The sequence below is a fragment of the Acidobacteriota bacterium genome (genome assembly GCA_018268895.1).
In the GTDB taxonomy this organism is placed as follows: Bacteria; Acidobacteriota; Terriglobia; order Terriglobales; family Acidobacteriaceae; genus Edaphobacter.
Genome location: JAFDVP010000009.1, coordinates 67901 through 86481, shown reverse-complemented (window position 1 = coordinate 86481; position 18581 = coordinate 67901). Strand labels below are relative to the sequence as shown.

Sequence of the window (18581 nt, the reverse complement as noted above, 5' to 3'; positions counted from 1 at the left end):
CAGCCGCACGCGCGGGCTGCGCCATTTCTACACAATCATCTTGTCTTAGGGATTCGCGCAATATCGTAAGGGCTCGCCTGCAAGATAGCGGCGAAGCTCTTCTGTCGCGATCGCGGCCGCCTTCATCGCAGCCTGCCGCGTGCCGCCTGCGATATGTGGCGTCATGACAAAGTTTGGAAGTGTAAGGAGTGTCGATCCGGCGGGAATAGGCTCCATCGGAAAGACATCGGCCGCCGCCGCAGAAAGATGACCCGACCTGAGCGCCTGCTCCATCGCTTGATAGTCGAGCAGCGATCCACGCGCACAATTCACGATTACCGCACCTCGCTTCAGGCGAGCGATCTGCTTCTCGTCAAGAATCGATTTGGTGTCGGGTGTCTCGCGAGCGTGCAACGAAACGACATCGACACGGTCGAGAAGGTCATCCAATTGCAGGATCTGCTCGACATCGTCACCCTTTATTTCGGCAAATGGATCGTAGACGAGGACCTTCGCTCCAAAGCTCCGCAGAATTCTGGCAACGATGCGGCCAATCGCTCCATAGCCGATCAAACCGACGGTCGCAGTCTCCAGTTCAAATCCGGCAGTCTCCCATGTGTAGTCTCCTTTCCACTGCCCTTGCCGAAGTAAGGCATCACTCTGCGAGATGTGCCGGATTGCGCACATCATCATGGCAATCGTATGCTCCGCGGTCGCAGCCGCGTTGCGCGCGGGCGTATACGCTATCTTGATGCCGCGCTCCGACGCCGCCGCTACATTGACATTGACCGGCCCCCCGCGGCACACAACAAATAGCCGAAGATCATGCGCGCTCTCGATGACCCTTTTCGTCAGTGGCGCATGATGCGCAATGCAGATGGAGGCGCCCTTGAGGGCATCGATCATCATCTCTTCGGACCCCGAGGCTTCACGGACCTCAGCGATATTGCTAAAAGGTTCCAGCGGGAAGGGCGTCATCGCTTCCTGCACATCGAACTGCTCGACAAGACTACCGAGGGCATCCCGCATTACCGACGGAAGAATAAAGTGATCTCCAACCAACACCAGTTTCTCTTTAAACATCGCAGTCCGAACACTCTCCAGCTAGATTTGCAAAGGTGACAAAGGAACGTTAAAGGTAAACAGCGCCGTAGCTCCTGACGGCGCCACGCCAATTTCAGTAATCGAGCAGTTATCGAAATGCGGAAACAAAACGCGATAGTGCGATAGCGGTATTCCCATCAGGCGGCAAAGTATGAGCCTCAACAGAGTGCTGTGAGCTACCACCAGAACGCGCCCATCGGGCGAACGGGAGGCGATTGCACGAAGCGCCTCCTCTCCACGCATCGCAGCCGCGCCTGGCGACTCTCCTCCCGGCAGCGGATTTGCCGCCGGATCGAGTTCAAATGCTTTGCGTTCCGATGGGAACTGTTGCTGCATCTCGCTGGAGGTCAATCCTTCCGCATCGCCAAAGTCGAGTTCGATCAGCCGCTCCTCAATCTGTAGCGGAACTGCGAGCGCATCCGCGGATGGCTGCGCCGTCTGCCGCGCGCGAGAGAGAGGCGAGCTCCACACTGCATCGAACTTCTGTCTCTTCGCCCACATCGCAAGCTGTCTGGCTTGCGCTCGACCAGTCTCCGTCAACGCAACATCGGTTCGCCCGGCATAGCGATTCTCCGCGTGCCAAACCGTTTCACCATGCCGCACCAGCACGATTCGTGTCATGCAGACGCCCCTTGCAATGCCGCGCCGGCAAGCGCGCCGTCGAGCCACCCACGCCCCTGAAGCTCGCTCACAAAACGGGCATATTGATTCGCGTAGCGTTCAAATCCATATGCAGGCTCAACGGTACGTTCCACTCGAACCATGCTTTCTGCCGCCCCCTGTAACGACGACCCCGAACTGGCAGCCAGCACCGCCATACCAAAGGCGCTCTCTGTCACCGACGGAACATGAAGGGTACGTTGCAGCATCGCTGCCCGTATGCTGTTCAATGCGTCGCTGCGCGTGGCCCCTCCTGAGATGGTGTATGCGCCGTACATCGGCGCGCCCAGCATGCGCAGCGCATCGACAGCAAGACGCTCCACGCAGGCAATACCTTCCAGCGTCGCCGTGTACTGCTCTTCGCGAGATCGCGCCTGCCCCACGGTGAACCCATGGGCACGCGATTCGGAAAATGGATACCTCTCACCCGTCCCCATCAATGGATAGACCACAACACCTGTAGGGTCTGCACGAAGAGCTGCCCGGTTCAGCGACTCCATCTCTTCCGGCATAAACTGTTTTGCGATCAATCCTGCTCCGCAGTTCGAGGCCCCGCCAGGCAACCATCGGCCATCGGGCGAACGGTGCGAATAGACCACCCCGGCGGGGTCATGAAGAAGTGCGCCGGTGACTCCTTTCATCACCAGCGTTGTTCCGATAACGCTGTTCCAGCTCCCCTCGGCGATTGCGCCCGAAGCAATCTGTGCCGCACACCCGTCCGTCATTCCCGCATAGATTGGTGTCCCCTTTGCTATCCCGGTTTCCCCGGCTGCGGCTTCGCAAACTTCGCCGATCTTTGTCCCCGGCCGCACAACGGATGGAAATATATCGGATGGAAGATTGAGCCTGTCCAAAATTTTTCCCGGCCAATGGTTCTCGATGAGGTCATAGCCCGTCTTCAACGCATGGCTCGAGTCCGTTGCAACAAGGCTCCCCGACAGACGCATGTTGATGTAGTCGTTCTGATGCGCAACACGCACTCCACTTCGCACGGCGCCCGCTCGCGCCAGCCACAACAGTTTCGGCAATGCCCACGAGGGTTGCATGCGATAGCTCATCCGCAACCACAACTCTTCTCCAGCATCGTTGACCGCGGCGGCTTCGGCCTGCGCGCGCGCATCGTCATACATCAATCCGTTGGTCAAAGGACCGCCCGCATCATCTATCAGCAGAATCGTCCCGGACGTCGCGCATACCGCAAGCCCGAGGACCTCAGCGCCGCCCAGATCGCGCACTACCTTTCTGCACCCTTCCGATACGGCCAACCACCATTCCTGCGGCGATTGCTCATGACGAACGCCTTCACGGATGCTCCTCAAAGGATTCGCCGCGGAAGCTGCAACATCGCCGCCTGCCGTAACCGCGAGCACTCGCACGCTCTGCGTGCCGAGGTCGATACCGAGATATACCGGCTCGCTCAACGTTCACCTCGCAGCGCAGACCATTCGGGCGCCACAACAGCACGCAGGCTCTTCCATATCTCGTAACGACGCCTCAGAACACTTAGCCGTGCTTCGCGAGGAGAAAACACTACGGTTGAAATCGGCATTCGTTGCAACACGCTCTCAATCGATTCCCCTTGTTCCACCGCCTGCGCGAACAGAAACGCTCCCTGTGCACCCTGCTCGCTTCCCTCCGGACGCAAGACACGCAATCCAGTTACATCGGCGATCAGCTGGCACCAGAGATCGCTCCGCGCTCCACCACCCGTCACGCGCATCTCTGACAGATAAGACGCACTCTCCTCAAGACATTCGTGGATTACAAAAGAAAGCCCCTCGTAAACGCTCAATGCAATCTCTTCCCTCGTTGTCGCCAGCGTTATGCCATGAAAACTGCCGCTCGCTTCCGGAGCCAGAAAGGGAGCACGTTCACCTGCCGGCGACAGATAGGGAAGAAAATAGGTCGCCGCCCCAGCAGCCTCAGAGCGAGCAGCAAGCTCCTCCAGACCGTGAAGCCCATCGCATCCCAACATGCGCGCAGCCCACTCCAACGCCTCGCATCCTGTCAGCGTCGGCATCGCACGCAGAAAGCGCCCACCACCCAGAGCAATTGTCGTTCCCGCAGGCGTTTCATTCAGATCGATCCGATCGGTAACGACCTCAGGGCACAATGTTGTTCCCAGGATGACGCACGCTTGTCCCGCCGATCCCACGCCGCAACCGTAGGCGGTGGACACAATGTCGTAAGGGGCCATGATCGCCGGTATTCCCGCCGTCAGTCCCATCTGGCGAGCTGCTGCTTCGTCCAGCGGAGCACTCAATTTTTTGCCGCTTGCGATCTCTGGAAGCAGCTTCGCATCCGGCTCGCGCCCATAGAGCCGCAAAAGCTCCGTCGAATACTCCCCTTTCTCTACGTCGCTGTATGGGTTTGAACCATCCGAACGGTCGCTCAGAAATCGTCGCGTCATACGCGAGAAGATCCAGCCGTTGCAGGAGAGAATCCAGGCAGCGCGATCCATCGTTTCCGCCTCGTTCTCACTCAACCAGCTTGCAATTGCGCTTGAAAGACCGGCATAAGCGACCGATCCGCTGAGGCAAAAGGCTCTGTCGACGACGCCTTCCGTTCTCCAGCGCTCGACGACGGCATACGCGCGGCCATCGTTCCACAGGACAGCATCTCGGACCGGGTTTCCCTCGCGATCGACCAGCCAGCAACCATCGCCCTGCGCCGTTGTTACGAGCCCTTCAATCGCTTCGCCACAACGCACGGCCACATCTCTTACCGTCTCAACGACTGCCTGCCAGACCTCCTCCATATTCTGCTCGGAGAAGTTCGGCTGTACATGCCTCACCTTCGTCTTTGCACGCGCCAGCGCCAACTCTCTCCCATCCGAAGTGAAGGCGACTGACTTGATCACCGACGTTCCCGCGTCAATTGCTATCCAGGCCACTAGACCGCTTCCACCATTTCTTCATCTGTCGTCAGCATCAGCGCGAGCAACCCGCTCGCAAGGTACAACCCGGCAAAGATCCACATCATCCCTTTAACCCCAACGTGGTGGAAGAACACCCTGACCAATAGTGGCCCCACCTGCATAGCTGCTCCCGCGCCGAGGTTCAACATCGAAAGCGCTTCGCCGCGATGCTCCGGGGCCAGCATCGGCATCAGCGCCGACAACGGAACATAGCCTGCCAACGTCGCGCCATACAGCATCCCAACGGCAATACTCGCAACATAGTTGTGGGTCGCCAAAGGAATGTAAAAGAGCAGCAACGTCGTTACCGCCGAACCGAACCCTCCACAGGTTGCCACTGTCATCCGCCAGCCAAATCGATCTCCGATCAAACCGAACAGGAGATTCCAGAGAATGTTCGACAGGAAGATAGCGCTCAGTAGCGTAAGGAACTGCGCCTGGCTGAACCCGATGACATCTTCAAAAAATCCCGGCAGGATGATGAAGAAACCGAACTCCGGCGCGGTATTGATGATGCGGACGATGCACGCTATGCCGATCTTCGGCTTGCGCCACGCCAATGCAACCGAGTGCAGCAGCGCCGCGACAGGGCGCTTATCTTCTTCAACCAATCGGCGCGCGCCTCTCGTCTCTCGAACTCCGGCAAGAAGAATGATGCCGCCTGCCATCACCAGTCCCGTGGAGATCCAGAAGGTGTTGTACGCTCCGATCCTTGGAATCGAGTACCGCGCAACCAGCGATCCAAGTGTTGGAAGACCCCCTGTAAACGCAAACCAGAACCAGCCCATTGCGGATGCCATACGGTATTTCGGCGCAGCCACCGTAATCCACACCAGGAACCCGAAGGCGAACAGCGGATAGCCAAACCCGCGCAGGCCATACGTCAGCATCACAGCCGATGGCGTTGCGTGCAGCAGCCCAATCTTCAGGAACGCAACCTGAAACGCCAGCCAGATCAACCATCCAGTAACGATGACGCGCCGTGGCCCCCACACGTCCGACAATGCGCCAGAAAACCAGCCGGCGATTGCGGCAGTCGTGCCGTACACGGTCATGATCGAAGCGACGTCGTTGATCGCCATTCCGCGACCCACGAGGTAGGGCGACAGATATCCCGATTCAACGCCGTCTCCAATCATGAAGACCAGAAGTCCCACAAAGCCCCAGAAAAGAGCAGAGGGTATCCCTATCCGGTCAAGAAGGCTCTCGTGTTCCACTAAAGTGCTCGGCAACGTTCACCTTTCTTTCGTTAAAGCAAGAGCCGCCCCATACCTGCACGCGCACTGCGCACAGTCTCAGGGGCGGCGCTCTATTCTCTGCCGCTAACGAATCGATGTTGCCGTGCAGAACGCCAGTCTGTCAACTCAAAATTAGAGCAATCTGCAATCTTGCGCGAAAATCAGTAGGCATTTCCCGGTGGAACCGCTTTAGGGTGGTCGATGTCCATCGGATCGCCAAGCTCCCGCTGCTTCTGCTTCAGCAATGCGATAAGTTCCGTCTTCACCTGCGCATACAGCGGGTCTTCGACCAGATCGTGCATCTCCCACGGGTCCTTCTCAAGGTCGAACACCTGATAGCGATTCAAGTGCGCATAGAAGATCAGCTTATGCCGTTTCGTCCGTATCGAACGCTGCAGAACGTTTAGCCACCCGAACATGGCATCGTTCACCGGCTCAGGATTGCCGGAATGCAGCATGGGAGCCAGCGACGGGAACTCGACATGCGGTGGGACCGGCACGTTCGCCAGCTCGCATGTCGTTGCATACATCGAATGCTGATACACCAGCTCATCGACCTGCTTACCGGCCTTGATTCCAGGCCCGGCAATGATGAGCGGCATACGCATGGAGCATTCGTACTGGTTCTGCTTCCCCATCAGGCCATGCTCTCCAACAGCAAGCCCATGGTCCGCCGTAAGAATCACATAGGTATTCTCCGCTTTGCCTGAGGCCTTCAGCGCATCCAGAATGCGGCCTATTTGCGCATCCATATGCGTGATGATGGCGTAGTACTCCCGCCGGTGCACTCGCACATCCTGCTCCGTCCGTGGAAAAGGCGCAAGCAGTTCATCGCGCGTCTTGTGGTCGCCCTGATCGAAGGGGTGTTCCGGAAGAAAGTTCGGCGGAATCGCAATCTTCTCCGCGGGATACATATCCAGGTACTCTTGCGGAGCCTGCCGCGGGTCATGGGGCGCGTTGAATCCCACATACATAAAGAAGGGCGTCTGGCGCTTTGGCACGGCGCGGCGCAGATGATCCACCGCTGCATCTGCGTACAGTTCACTTGAATGCTGGATCGTATCGTCTTTGCTGTTGAGCCAGAGCTTCTTCTTCAGCCAGTGGCCAAGCAGCGATCGGTTCGCCGGATCCCAGTGGTTGCCCGGCGCGGGCCGGTTATACATGTCGGAAGTCGAAGGCAGATAGCCCGGCGCAACAGGTCCCATCTCCGAAAACGACCGCTGCAGCATCACCGCATCGAGGTGCCACTTCCCGGTGATGTAAGTGTCGTAACCGGCGGCACGTAGCGTCTGGCCCCAGACTGGAGTATTCCCTGCCTGGTTCGCGGAGTCCGCGCGGTTGGCATGGAAGGCCGTCAGCCCCGTGTTCAACATCGTCCGGCTGGCAACGCAGATAGCCCCCGTCCACGAACCCTGATGAAAGCAGTGGGTAAAGTGACAGCCCGCTTTCGCCAGCTTATCGATATTCGGCGTATGAACCTCGAGGTTACTGATCGAGCCGATCGTTCGAAACATCAGATCGTCCGCAATCAAAAAAAGAAAGTTGGGACGCTTGCTGTCGCTCGAAGAGATCGACTCACCAAGCCCGAAGGCCGGCCTGGCTTGTGTGGCAGCAGCAGCGGTGAGTCCTATGAAACTACGCCGATTGATAGACATTTTTTCTTTCCAGCAGAAGCGCTCCTGCTTTATCTGGGGTGTGTCCCTGCTGGAGATTTTACAGTTCCGCCCGAGACAGTCTTGCAATCGCACCTCTGCTAAGTCGTCGCCGATAGATGCCGTACAACATCGAAGAGCGATGAACAGAGGCGCAGTTCCGTCAGGTTGCAATTCAGCTCGCCGCTGCGTGCAAGCGCAATCTCTGTTCGTATCCTGGTCTGCATCTCGCGATCGCCCGGCGAGTCTTCGCGCTTCTTATCAGCCCGATCCTGCTCGATATGGCCGGCAGCATCCATCAGCAACACAGAACAGCGCCTCTGGATTTGAAGCGCGGTATCGCTCTTGCAATAGTCTCCCGAGACCACCCGGTGCTGCATCAAACCGGTCTTGATCAGAAGAATGCTTCTCAGCTGCGGCAGGTAGTCCCTTGTGCGTTGCACCAGCTCCTCATCGGGCGCGGCCTTTGGAAACGCCTCGAAGGCCGATACATCCATCAGCGTGCGGAGCCTCTCGAATCGCCCCATGATCTCATGAGTGCGAGCTTCCAGAAGCGCCTCCACAGCCGGCCCTTCCTTTACAAGGGCATTCTCCAGTTCGGCGATCTCACGAATTGTTCTTACCAGAACGGACCGCAGCGACTCCAGCGAAGTCGTCGCCCAGAGGTGGTCGAAGATCAACCACATTGCCACAATCGCCAGCAGAATCCCCAGCACGGTATCGCGCGCAGGCACCAGCGACGGATTGATGGAGAAGCGATTCAGGTTCACCAGCTCATAGGCAAGAACAATCTGCGCTCCGCAGTAGGCAATACGCGGGCCGGATGTGGCAATCCATGCTCCCAGGAAAACGATCGCGGCAAAGAGCAACGTGTAGCTGAAGATGGAATCGATCTGCGGCAGAATGACCGCCTGCGCTGTAAACCCAATGACACAGGCCCCAACTACCACGCCTGCAAAACGCAGCAGTTGTTTATGCCTCGATGCTCCCGTCACAGGCAAGGCAGTGAGAACGCAGGTGGCAATCGATGCGCTGAGGCCGACCCACCCCACGCTCATGTAGAACATGTAGCATGCAATCGCGCTGGCCCCGCCGCGAATCGCGAACTTGATGTGCCGGCTGTCGCGAAAAGCGTCCGCTACAAATATCCGTGTTTGCTCAGGAGACCGTCGAGTTCGGCCTTTCTCTCTTCCCTCGCGCATCGGTTGCGACAGACTCTCCGCAAGCAGGTCGACCGTTCGTTCCATTTCGATAAGGATCGGCATGACCGCTTCGTGCTCGTCATCGATGTCGATCCACTCTGCAATCTCCCCGCGTGAAAGGCTCTCGCGGATGAGAACGATATTCCGCGCAATTGCCAAGCAACGCTCGCTGTCCTTCTCCGTGGTCACGTGCTCCGTTTCAATCAACGTGGAGGAGAGTTCAATCAACCGGCCCACCAGGCCAACCGCCGTGGAAAGACGCTGCTGCTCCTGAAAGCCATAGTCGGACTGCGCTATCAGTTCGCGTAGAGCGCCGGTTCCCCTTCGAGAATAGCGCCTCACCTCATGCACAAGCCGCCTGCGTTCCAATGCTGCGCCGGAGCGCTCTTCCAGAATCTTGACGGCGATATCCAACCGCTGCTCGATTCCACCGATCACTGCATCCGGCGGATGGGTCCGGGAGAACAGATACTCGATCGCCACCGCAACAGCGCACCCAATCAGGATGGCGAGCAGCGTAAAAAGCGTCTGGCGCAACCGAAGATCGGCCGAGATACGCTGGTCCCAGATCGTAATCGCCGTCGTGACGAACAGGCCAAGCGCGAGCGCCGCCTCATATACCCTGAGCGCGCTGACAAGATAAAAGACAGCACACAGACTGATGCAGACCCACGCCAGATGCAGCAAGGGAGCGCCGAGAAACAGCATCGCTCCCAGCACAACGGAAACCGTACCCAGAACAGCAGCCGTCGCTATCCAGAACGCCGAGCGCCGCGTGGAACGCAGATTGTCTCTGGACACCAGCATTGGATAGTACGCGCCCAACGCCGCCCCCGGGACCTTGAAGACAATGATCCAGAGCATGACAAGCGTGCATGAGAGCACCATGCGGAAGGCCAGAAGGCCCCGGCCTGGATACGGGCTCAACTCGGCCTGAAGCAACGACCACAGCGAACCGGACCTGGATACCTCCGATTCACTCTCCGCCAGAACGGCGGCGCCGGCGCTCAACGTGTCGCCCATCAGCTATGCCGCCGCATTCCGACAATCGCAACTTCCCCCACTCTCAAACCGCCGGCTGGCGGGTCGAGAATTCTGATCCGCACAGGATAGCGCGATGCAAGGCGCACCCAGTTCAGCGTCCGCTGCACATCAGGCAGTCCCTGCGACAACTTCCCTACAACATCGGGGTCGGGAGTCACTCCGAACCCCACGCTCTCCACCGTCCCGCGCAGTCGCTTGTTCGGGTTCGCCATGAGGTAGATATCCGCGTTTGTGCCGGCCTGAAGGCTGTGGATCTGTGTCTCGCGGAAGTTTGCCAGCACCCACCAGGTGCGCGTATCGATGAGCGTAAACATCTGCTGCCCAACCTTGGCATACTCACCCTCCGAGATCGTCAGGTTGGTCACGCGTGCATCGAACGGCGCCACCACGCTGCACTGCTCGTAGTTGTAGCGCGCAAGACGAACGGCCGCGGCCCTGCTCTCCCTCTGTGCAATCAGCGGAGCCAGCACAAGAACACCCTGCGACGACTCCCTGACCTGCGCCTCGGTCTGCGTCAGTTGCGCGACAGCCTGTTGCTTCTGCGCCGTAGCCGACAGCAGCTTTGCCTTGGCCAGAGCGAGGCTCGACTGCGCCTGCGCGACTGCGGCCGTCTTTGCCTCGGCCAGCGACTTCGCGCGGTGCACATCATCCGGAGTGACAAACTCCTTCGCCAGCAGCGGCTCAATGCGATGCAGGTTTCCCACCGCGTAGTCCGCATCGGCCTTGGCCTGCGTCAGCGACGCGTCGGCCTGCGCGATCGCTGCCTCGCTCACCTTGATCTCGTCATCCGCCCTTGCCTCATTCGCCACCGCGCTCTGCCTTCCGGCGCTGGCAACGTCGACCCTGCTTCGCTCGGCGGAGATGCGCCGCGTCTCATTCTCAATCTCTCCCTCAAGACGCTGCTGCGCAGACAGTGCATCCTGCAACGCATACAGGTAAGGGCGATCGTCGATCTTGTACAGAAGGCTCCCCTTCTTCACAAAATCGTTGTCGTGGACAGGAAGCTCGACCACCGGCCCGGCGACCAGGGGCGCCATCCCGATCAGGTTCGCTACCACTTCAGCGTCGTCGGTACGCGGATAGCTTGCTACCGTGTAAACCACCATGGCTCCGGCCAGCAGAGCGCCCAGAACGATAAAGCCGCTGATCAGGTTTCCTCGCAAAGTGTACTTGCGTAATTGTTGTCTATCGTCGTTCAAGCAGAGACCTCACTATCGAAACAGCGTGAGCCACAAAAAGCAGCTCACAAAGCAAACCAGGCAGGGATAAAGCAGCGGCAGCGGCCAAAGCTCATCGAAGAGCTTCCATCGCGCGAACAGATAGTGCGCCAGCGCCGTCACGCCAACCCCTGCCACGCAGCAGACGATCCATGCGGGAAAGTACGATCCCATCACATTGATCGATGGAGAGAGCGAACAACCGCTGAGCGCTGCAACAGCGATCGAAACTGCTGCCAACCCCAGACACCTCATATTCGCAAGTTGTATTTGCCGTTTCATGTTCTTTTGCATGTTTATGGACGATTGCCTTTCGGATGTTGCATGAGCAGGTCACCGGTTCTGAACGCGAGGTTCATGAAGCTCTGAAGCACCTGTGTGCGCGCCGTGACATCGGTCGCCCGCGCATGGGCCAGGTCCCGCTCCGCAGAGAGCACATCCAGAATGTTCCTCACACCATCCTTGTACGACTCAACGGCAGCCGAGTAGGACTCGCCGGACGCGTTCAGCAGCGACGTCGCCGCCTGACGCTCGTGCAACGCCGTCACGGCATTGGCGTAGTCGCCCCATACGTGGTCAGCAATCGCGTCTTCCTTCTCTCTCACCTCTTCTTCAGCCGCCGCACGCTCGGCCTTTGCCTGCGCCAGACGACTCTCTCGCTTGAAGCCATCGAAGACCGTCCAGGTAAGCCCCAGCCGCGCATCGTAGGTGTATGTCTTTCCATACGTCCCGTTAAACTTCTCCTGCTGGCCCCATGCGCGCAACCATCCCTTTGAGCCATCGAACTCCAGCTTGGGAAAATACGCCGAGCGGGCATACTTCACCTCGGCATCCGCGGCGCGCACGCGCTCAATATCGGCAAGCAGATCGGGGCGTGTCTTGTAGGCGCCTTCAATCGCCTCGTCCACGCTCTGGTCCAGCGACTCCGGTATTTGCAGGTCTTTGAGCGACTGCACCTTGAATGGCTTCGTCGGCGTAGCGGTCAGGATGGTCGCCAGATCGCCGAAGGCCGTCTGCTCTGCTCCTCGCGCGCTTTGCAGCTCATAGTCGGCTTTCGCCGTGGTGGCGCGGGCCTCCAGCACATCCGGAAGCGTCGCCAGACCATTGGCCTTCCGGTCACGAACGGCATCTTCCACCGCCTGCGCGTCGCGAAGGTTTACCTCCGCAGCCTCGCGCAGGCCCGTTGCATTGAGCAGGTTGTAGTACGCCGCCGAAACCTGTTGAATCAGCACCAGGTGCTGGTTGTTGAATGTTAAATTTGAGGCCAGCAGACGCGCCTTGGCCGCCGTAATCTCGTCGCGCCTCGCACCAAAATCCACCAGTGTGTAATCGAGCTTAAGCGTCGCCTCGAACGCCCCGATGTCCTGCAAAACAAAGGTCTGATACAGCAGCGGCGGACTCAGAAATGTTCGTCCTGCTGCCGCCGCAATCACCGTCGGATAAAGTTCGCTTCTGGCAATCCCCACAGACGCCGCTGCCACCCGCGCACGCTCCCAGGCCGCATGGGTCGACGGATTGTTTGCTTCGGCAATGTCGATCAGTTCCCCAAGCGTATAAGGACGGTCCTCATTCAGCTCCGCCTCATGCCGGTAAAGAGGCGCCGGTTTTCCGCCAAACAGATCGCGCGTTGGCACCCACGGCGTATTCGGCGAGACCGGGGCGCGCTGCGCCATGGCCGGCAGGGATGTGATTGATAGAAAAAGAAAAAACAGCGGACGTAAACACAATCGGCACACACATTAGATTGTGGTTTGGCATGCAATCCACTGTCTTGTACAAAATCGCTTTTCGGCATGGAAAGTTGATATCCTGTTGAAGAATGAACGGCGCGGACAGTGATGCCGGAGACCCTTCTCCAGGCCCAAGTACCCCACAGATTCTGAGGGCCTCCGAGTCAGAGATTCAGCGCGACCATAGCGACAGACCGCTTTTGCCCGGCGATCAGGCCAGAATCTGGCGAAACACCAGCCTCGAAGGCGTGGAAGTTTTTCAGGGATCGTACCGCAACTATCAGTTCGCCAGGCACTTCCATCGGGTTCCGGCAATTGGAGTTGTCGACTCGGGCTCCATGAGCTCCTACTTCCGCGGCCGCAACCACGTTCTGGGTGCCGGTACGATTATCCTTCTCAATCCCGGTGAAACACATGCTCCCGCACCCGCCGGCACAAGCGGCTGGAGCTTCCGTATGTTCTATCTGGATGTGAACCTCTTTGCGTCGCTCACACAAAGCTGTGCCGTGCGCGACCTGAGGTTTCACAAACCCTTTGTTCAGGACAGCCTTCTCGCCTCCAGCCTCTTAAGGCTCCATCTCGAGCTGGAATATCCCGGAGACAAACTTCGTTTTGAATCTCAACTCCTCTCGATCTTCTCTCATCTAACCGAGCGGTATTCCACTATGCAGGCTCCTCGTGCAAAGCTCGATTTCGACAATACCCGCATCGACCATGCGCGCCAATATCTCGAAGCCAATTACACCCGAAACCCCAGCCTGAAAGAGCTTGCCAGCCTCTCCTCCTTCAGCGCCTCCCACTTTCTAAGGACATTCAGGGAGACCGTCGGGCTCACGCCTCATGCTTACATCACTCAGCTACGCATCGAACACGCTGCCTCCCTCTTGCGCGCTGGCATACCGGTCGTCGAAGTCGCCGTCCGGGCGGGCTTCGTCGATCAGAGCCATCTGACCCGGCAGTTCAAACGTATCCTCGGCATCACCCCCGGGCAGTACTCTCTTCACGCAACCAACCGCAGTCACACCCTCCTCGCTGGCTGATATCAATTTCGCAATCTATTGATAAACATATAGATACAGCAACACTGGACCGCCAGGGGTCGAGTCTTGTTCATTTCATCGGCTCGCCTATTCCCTGTTTCGCACAGGAAGCCTATCCTGCTTCCTGCCGTCGATGCGGCCCTGTACCGCTCCGGCGAAATGAGGGCTTCTCATGGGTACCGTCCACGAACCCGCGCCTGCAAACACACATCCTCCCACGGACTTTCTCCCTTTGAAAGGGACCGACCACGTTGAGTTCTACGTGGGCAACGCGCAACAGGCTGCTTACTTCTACCGAGCCGCCTTTGGCATGTCGCTCGTTGCCTACTCCGGCCCGGAGACTGGCCAGCGCGACCGCGCCTCCTATGTCGTCCAGCAGGGCAAGATACGTTTCGTCCTCACCACTCCCCTGCGCAGCGGAAACCCGATCGCCGAACACATCCACCGCCACGGCGATGCCGTGCGCGTGATCGCTCTCTGGGTCGACGATGCACGCCAGGCCTGGCGAGAAACCGTGCAACGCGGGGCCGCCAGCGTCATGGAGCCCCAGGTCGTCTCCGACGAGCATGGCCGCGCCGTCCTCGCAAGCATCCGCACCTACGGCGACACCATCCACACCTTCGTCGAACGCAGCGCCTACAACGGCCCGTTTCTACCCGGCTTTCGCAGCACGCCACACGACGCCATTGCCCGCCCCACCGGCCTCCTTCACATCGACCACATGGTCGGTAACGTAGGCTGGCACCAGATGGACGAATGGGTGAAGTTCTACTCAAACGTCATGGGCTTCTCCCTTTATCAGCACTTCGACGACAAGGACATCTCGACCGAATACTCCGCGCTCATGTCCAAGGTCATGTCCAACGGAAACGGCTACGTCAAATTCCCGATCAACGAGCCGGCCGAAGGAAAGCGCAAATCGCAGATCGAGGAGTATCTCGATTTCTACGCCGGCCCCGGTGTGCAGCACATCGCACTGGCTACTAAAGACATCCTCCACACCGTGAGCAAGCTTCACGAACAGGGCATCGAGTTTCTGCACGTTCCGCACACGTATTACACCGAGCTGCAAAAACGCATCGGCCTGATCGACGAGCCACTCGAAGAACTGGAGAAGCTCGGCATCCTCGTCGACCGTGACGACGAAGGCTACATGCTGCAGATCTTCACCCGCCCCGTCGAAGACCGCCCGACGCTGTTCTTTGAGATCATTCAACGCAAGGGAAGCCGCAGCTTCGGCAAAGGCAACTTCAAGGCGCTCTTCGAGGCGATTGAGCGCGAACAACAGGCGCGCGGCAACATGTAACCTGGAGGGCGATCATGGCTACCGGAACACTCTCTGCCGCCGCGCCATACATCATTCAGCAGGACTACGCTGCCTACACCGAAGATCAGCACCACACCTGGGCCGAGCTCGTCGGCCGCGTCCTTCCTGAGCTGGAAAACCATGCCGCCCAGGAGTACCTCGACGGCTTCGAGATCATCGGTCTCCAGCGCGACCGGCTGCCGAACCTTGCCTCGATCAGCGCGCGGCTTGCTCTAAGAACAGGCTGGAGTTCTACCCCCGTAAGCGGCTTCCTTCCAGCCCCGGCCTTTTTTGGGATGCTCGGCACCCGCCGCTTTCCAACGACGACCTGGCTGCGCAGCCGCGACTCGCTCGAATACACGCCAGAGCCGGACATCTTTCACGATGTCTTCGGCCATGTGCCCATGCACGCCCATCCTGTCTTCGCCAACTTCCTGGAGCACTATGGCCGTGTCTGCGTTTCCATCTCCGACCCGGCGATTCTCGAAAAACTCGGCCGCATCTTCTGGTACACCGTCGAGTTCGGCCTGATCCGCCAGAACGGGGCCATCAAGGTCTACGGCAGCGGACTCATCAGCTCTCACGGCGAATGCCGCAACGTCATCGACGGCCACTGCGCCGTGCACGACTTCACCCTCGACGAGGTGCTCAACACCGCCGTCAAAGTGGATGAGCTTCACAAACTCTTGTTCGCCGTAAGCAGCTTCAATCAGATATACGACGCAATGCACGAAGCGGAACGTCGGGCTGCAAGCGGCCGTTTGTAGAAAGGGAGATTCATGTCTGCTGACATCAAATACCAGTCCGGCTTCGGTAACGAGTTCGCCACCGAAGCCGTTGCCGGAGCACTGCCCGCCGGTCAGAACGCGCCGCAAAAACATCCGCTCGGCCTGTACACCGAGCAGTTCAGCGGAACCGCCTTCACCGCGCCGCGCGCGACCAATCGACGTACATGGACCTACCGCATCCGCCCCTCCGTCACCCACCACCCCTACCAGCCGGAGCCCTCGCGGCTGATACGCAGCGGGCCGTTCACCTCGCCCGTCACCACGCCGAATCAGCTGCGCTGGAACCCGCTGCCCATCTCCGAGCAGCCCACTGACTTCGTCGATGGCACCATCACGCTCGGCGGTAACGGCGACCCCGCCATGCAGACCGGCGTCGCCATTCACCTCTACGGCGCCAACACGTCGATGAACGACCGCTTCTTCTACAACGCAGATGGCGAACTGCTTATTGTTCCCCAACTCGGCTCGCTTCGCCTTCACACAGAGCTGGGCATACTCGAAGCTGCTCCCGGCGAGATCTGCCTCATCCCCAGGGGCCTCAAGTTCCGCGTGGAGTTACTGGACGCGCAGGCCCGCGGCTACATCTGCGAAAACTACGGCCAGCCCTTCCGCCTGCCAGAGCTGGGAGCCATCGGCGCAAACGGACTCGCCAACCCGCGCGACTTCAAAGCCCCCACCGCGGCTTACGACGATCGCGAGGGCGAGTTCCACATCACCGCAAAGTTCCTGGGCCATCTCTGGTCCGCCGCCATCGATCACTCTCCACTCGACGTCGTCGCCTGGCACGGCAACTACACTCCGTACAAGTACGACCTCGCGCTCTTCAATTGCATCAACACCGTCTCCTTCGACCACCCCGACCCATCGATCTACACCGTACTCAGCTCGCCGTCCGCGATACCAGGTACGGCAAACTGCGACTTCGCCATCTTCCCCCCACGGTGGATGGTCGCCGAGCACACCTTCCGTCCGCCGTGGTTTCATCGCAACCTGATGAACGAGTTCATGGGTCTCGTCCGCGGAGCCTACGACGCCAAAGCCGAAGGCTTTCTCCCCGGCGGCGCAAGCCTGCACAACTGCATGGCTGGCCACGGCCCCGACGCGGAATCCTTTGAGCGCGCCACGGCAGCCGAACTGAAACCTCAATACCTCGACAACACGCTCGCCTTCATGTTCGAGACCCAACTCGTCGTAAGACCGACCGAGTTCGCCATGAACACGAGCATTCTGCAACACGAGTACTACGAGTGCTGGCAAGGCCTTAAACGACACTTTAATTCTGGATCGAAGAGCAAATGAGAGTGCCGTCCAGCCGATATTCTCGCTCCTCGGAGGCGCTGTAGATGGCCACTGCAAAGCAGAGCTGGATCGCGTCCGCCAATCACCCCTCCTGCGACTTCCCTCTTCAGAACCTTCCATACGGGGTCTTTCGACACCGCGAGGCAACGCACATCGGCATCGCCATAGGCGATCGAATCCTCGACCTCCATACCTGCGCCGAGAGCAGTCTCCTGTCTTCGCTCCCCGAAGAGATCAGGGATGCCTGCCGCGCCGATCAGCTGAATCCGCTTATGTCCCTCGGCCCAACCGCATGGACTCAGCTACGCCATCAAGTCACCGCTCTTCTCGCTGCCGGCTCCGCAGAGAAACACCGCGTCGAGCCACACCTCGTCCCCATGCGCGAAGCAGTGATGCAGCTACCCGCTCATATCGGCGACTACACCGACTTCTATGCCTCCATCCATCACGCCACTCGAGTCGGCCAGCTCTTTCGCCCCGAAAGCCCTCTGCTCCCGAACTACAAGCACCTGCCCATCGGCTACCACGGCCGCGCCTCCTCCATCGTCGTAAGCGGAGAAGAGATCCGCCGCCCGTCTGGACAGATCAAGCCGGCCGAAACAGCATCGCCTGCCTTCGGGCCGACACGTTCGCTCGACTATGAGCTCGAGGTCGGCGTCTTCGTCGGCCCCGGCAACCGCCTCGGCAACAGCATCCCCATCGCCGAAGCCGAGCAGCACATCTTCGGCCTCTGCCTGCTCAACGACTGGTCTGCGCGCGACATCCAGTCGTGGGAGTACCAGCCGCTCGGGCCCTTCCTCGCAAAAAACTTTGCCACCACCATCTCTCCGTGGATCGTCCCGCTCGAAGCGCTCGCCCCCTACCGCATCCCCGCGCCACCACGCCCCGACACCGACCCCGCTCCCCTTCCCTACCTCGCAACGCCACACGCTGCACACGATGCGATCGACCTCACCCTCGAGGTCTTCCTCCAATCCGCAACGATGCGCCAGGCCGGGCACGCACCCATGCGGCTCAGCCAGGGCAACCTGCGCAATCTCTACTGGACACTCCCGCAGATGCTCACCCATCACGCCAGCAACGGCTGCAACCTGCGCCCCGGCGACCTGCTCGCAACCGGCACCATCTCCGGCCCGGACACAGGCTCCGAAGGCTGCCTGCTCGAGGTGAAGCTCAACCGGTCACCCCTCAACCTGCCCACAGGCGAAACCCGGATTTTTCTGGAGGACGGCGACCAAATCATCTTTCGCGCCTACACGCAAAGCCCCGGGCTGCCCCGGATCGGGTTCGGTGAATGCACCGGCACCATCTCGCACTCCTGAACTCCACTTCTCCATATATTTTGCTCTATCGAACTTATGTTTTACATATACATATCCAGCCCTCTCTGCACCGTCCGGCACCT

At 59.3% G+C, this 18581-nt stretch carries 15 protein-coding genes; 5 read left to right on the top strand and 10 right to left on the bottom strand.

Annotation, left to right across the window (positions count from 1 at the left end; translation table 11 throughout):
• Window positions 1–45: 45 nt before the first annotated feature.
• The 10 genes from JSS95_12235 to JSS95_12190 all read right to left on the bottom strand — a co-directional run bounded on the left by JSS95_12235 (window position 46) and on the right by JSS95_12190 (window position 12686).
• A complete protein-coding gene (locus tag JSS95_12235; GenBank protein MBS1800580.1) occupies window positions 46–1062 on the bottom strand; it encodes a 2-hydroxyacid dehydrogenase in 1017 nt (338 codons plus the stop codon).
• Between the two features lie 21 nt (window positions 1063–1083).
• On the bottom strand, window positions 1084–1704 hold the full coding sequence (locus JSS95_12230; GenBank protein MBS1800579.1) for a histidine phosphatase family protein: 621 nt from the start codon (window positions 1702–1704) through the stop codon (window positions 1084–1086).
• Window positions 1701–3164 (bottom strand): carbohydrate kinase, encoded by a 1464-nt coding sequence (locus JSS95_12225; GenBank protein MBS1800578.1) that lies wholly within the window; start codon window positions 3162–3164, stop codon window positions 1701–1703. Before JSS95_12225 ends, JSS95_12230 begins: the two co-directional genes overlap by 4 nt.
• Window positions 3161–4636: a carbohydrate kinase gene (locus tag JSS95_12220; GenBank protein MBS1800577.1), complete on the bottom strand. Its 1476-nt coding sequence runs from the start codon at window positions 4634–4636 to the stop codon at window positions 3161–3163. Before JSS95_12220 ends, JSS95_12225 begins: the two co-directional genes overlap by 4 nt.
• Complete coding sequence (locus JSS95_12215) at window positions 4636–5799, bottom strand: MFS transporter (protein ID MBS1800576.1); 1164 nt, start codon at window positions 5797–5799, stop codon at window positions 4636–4638. Before JSS95_12215 ends, JSS95_12220 begins: the two co-directional genes overlap by 1 nt.
• A gap of 260 nt (window positions 5800–6059) precedes the next feature.
• A complete protein-coding gene (locus JSS95_12210; GenBank protein MBS1800575.1) occupies window positions 6060–7547 on the bottom strand; it encodes a sulfatase-like hydrolase/transferase in 1488 nt (495 codons plus the stop codon).
• Between the two features lie 104 nt (window positions 7548–7651).
• The gene (locus JSS95_12205) at window positions 7652–9775 is read right to left on the bottom strand and encodes an FUSC family protein (protein MBS1800574.1); all 2124 of its coding nucleotides are present in this window, start codon (window positions 9773–9775) and stop codon (window positions 7652–7654) included.
• Entirely contained in the window at window positions 9775–10995 is a 1221-nt protein-coding gene (locus JSS95_12200) for an efflux RND transporter periplasmic adaptor subunit (protein MBS1800573.1), read from the bottom strand. Before JSS95_12200 ends, JSS95_12205 begins: the two co-directional genes overlap by 1 nt.
• 12 nt (window positions 10996–11007) lie before the next feature.
• A complete protein-coding gene (locus JSS95_12195) occupies window positions 11008–11253 on the bottom strand; it encodes a hypothetical protein (GenBank protein MBS1800572.1) in 246 nt (81 codons plus the stop codon).
• A gap of 56 nt (window positions 11254–11309) precedes the next feature.
• A complete protein-coding gene (locus tag JSS95_12190; GenBank protein MBS1800571.1) occupies window positions 11310–12686 on the bottom strand; it encodes a TolC family protein in 1377 nt (458 codons plus the stop codon).
• A 305-nt stretch (window positions 12687–12991) separates the two neighbouring features.
• Between JSS95_12190 and JSS95_12185 the strand changes: the two genes are divergently transcribed.
• From JSS95_12185 to fahA, 5 genes are all read left to right on the top strand, one after another.
• A complete protein-coding gene (locus tag JSS95_12185; GenBank protein MBS1800570.1) occupies window positions 12992–13783 on the top strand; it encodes an AraC family transcriptional regulator in 792 nt (263 codons plus the stop codon).
• Between the two features lie 172 nt (window positions 13784–13955).
• The gene (gene hppD, locus JSS95_12180; GenBank protein ID MBS1800569.1) at window positions 13956–15089 is read left to right on the top strand and encodes a 4-hydroxyphenylpyruvate dioxygenase; all 1134 of its coding nucleotides are present in this window, start codon (window positions 13956–13958) and stop codon (window positions 15087–15089) included.
• Window positions 15090–15103: 14 nt separating this feature from the next.
• Entirely contained in the window at window positions 15104–15856 is a 753-nt protein-coding gene (locus JSS95_12175; protein MBS1800568.1) for a phenylalanine 4-monooxygenase, read from the top strand.
• A gap of 12 nt (window positions 15857–15868) precedes the next feature.
• Window positions 15869–17176: a homogentisate 1,2-dioxygenase gene (locus JSS95_12170; GenBank protein MBS1800567.1), complete on the top strand. Its 1308-nt coding sequence runs from the start codon at window positions 15869–15871 to the stop codon at window positions 17174–17176.
• A gap of 44 nt (window positions 17177–17220) precedes the next feature.
• Window positions 17221–18498: a fumarylacetoacetase gene (fahA, locus tag JSS95_12165; GenBank protein ID MBS1800566.1), complete on the top strand. Its 1278-nt coding sequence runs from the start codon at window positions 17221–17223 to the stop codon at window positions 18496–18498.
• The last annotated feature ends 83 nt before the right edge of the window (window positions 18499–18581 follow it).

Bases quoted from the DNA above. Each gene is read 5' to 3' on its own strand.
- JSS95_12175 (MBS1800568.1), top strand. From the start codon at position 15,104: ATGGCTACCGGAACACTCTCTGCCGCCGCGCCATACATCATTCAGCAG.
- JSS95_12170 (MBS1800567.1), top strand. From the start codon at position 15,869: ATGTCTGCTGACATCAAATACCAGTCCGGCTTCGGTAACGAGTTCGCC.
- JSS95_12235 (MBS1800580.1), bottom strand. From the start codon at position 1,062: ATGTTTAAAGAGAAACTGGTGTTGGTTGGAGATCACTTTATTCTTCCG.
- hppD (MBS1800569.1), top strand. From the start codon at position 13,956: ATGGGTACCGTCCACGAACCCGCGCCTGCAAACACACATCCTCCCACG.
- fahA (MBS1800566.1), top strand. From the start codon at position 17,221: ATGGCCACTGCAAAGCAGAGCTGGATCGCGTCCGCCAATCACCCCTCC.
- JSS95_12230 (MBS1800579.1), bottom strand. From the start codon at position 1,704: ATGACACGAATCGTGCTGGTGCGGCATGGTGAAACGGTTTGGCACGCG.
- JSS95_12215 (MBS1800576.1), bottom strand. From the start codon at position 5,799: ATGATTGGAGACGGCGTTGAATCGGGATATCTGTCGCCCTACCTCGTG.
- JSS95_12205 (MBS1800574.1), bottom strand. From the start codon at position 9,775: ATGGGCGACACGTTGAGCGCCGGCGCCGCCGTTCTGGCGGAGAGTGAA.
- JSS95_12190 (MBS1800571.1), bottom strand. From the start codon at position 12,686: ATGGCGCAGCGCGCCCCGGTCTCGCCGAATACGCCGTGGGTGCCAACG.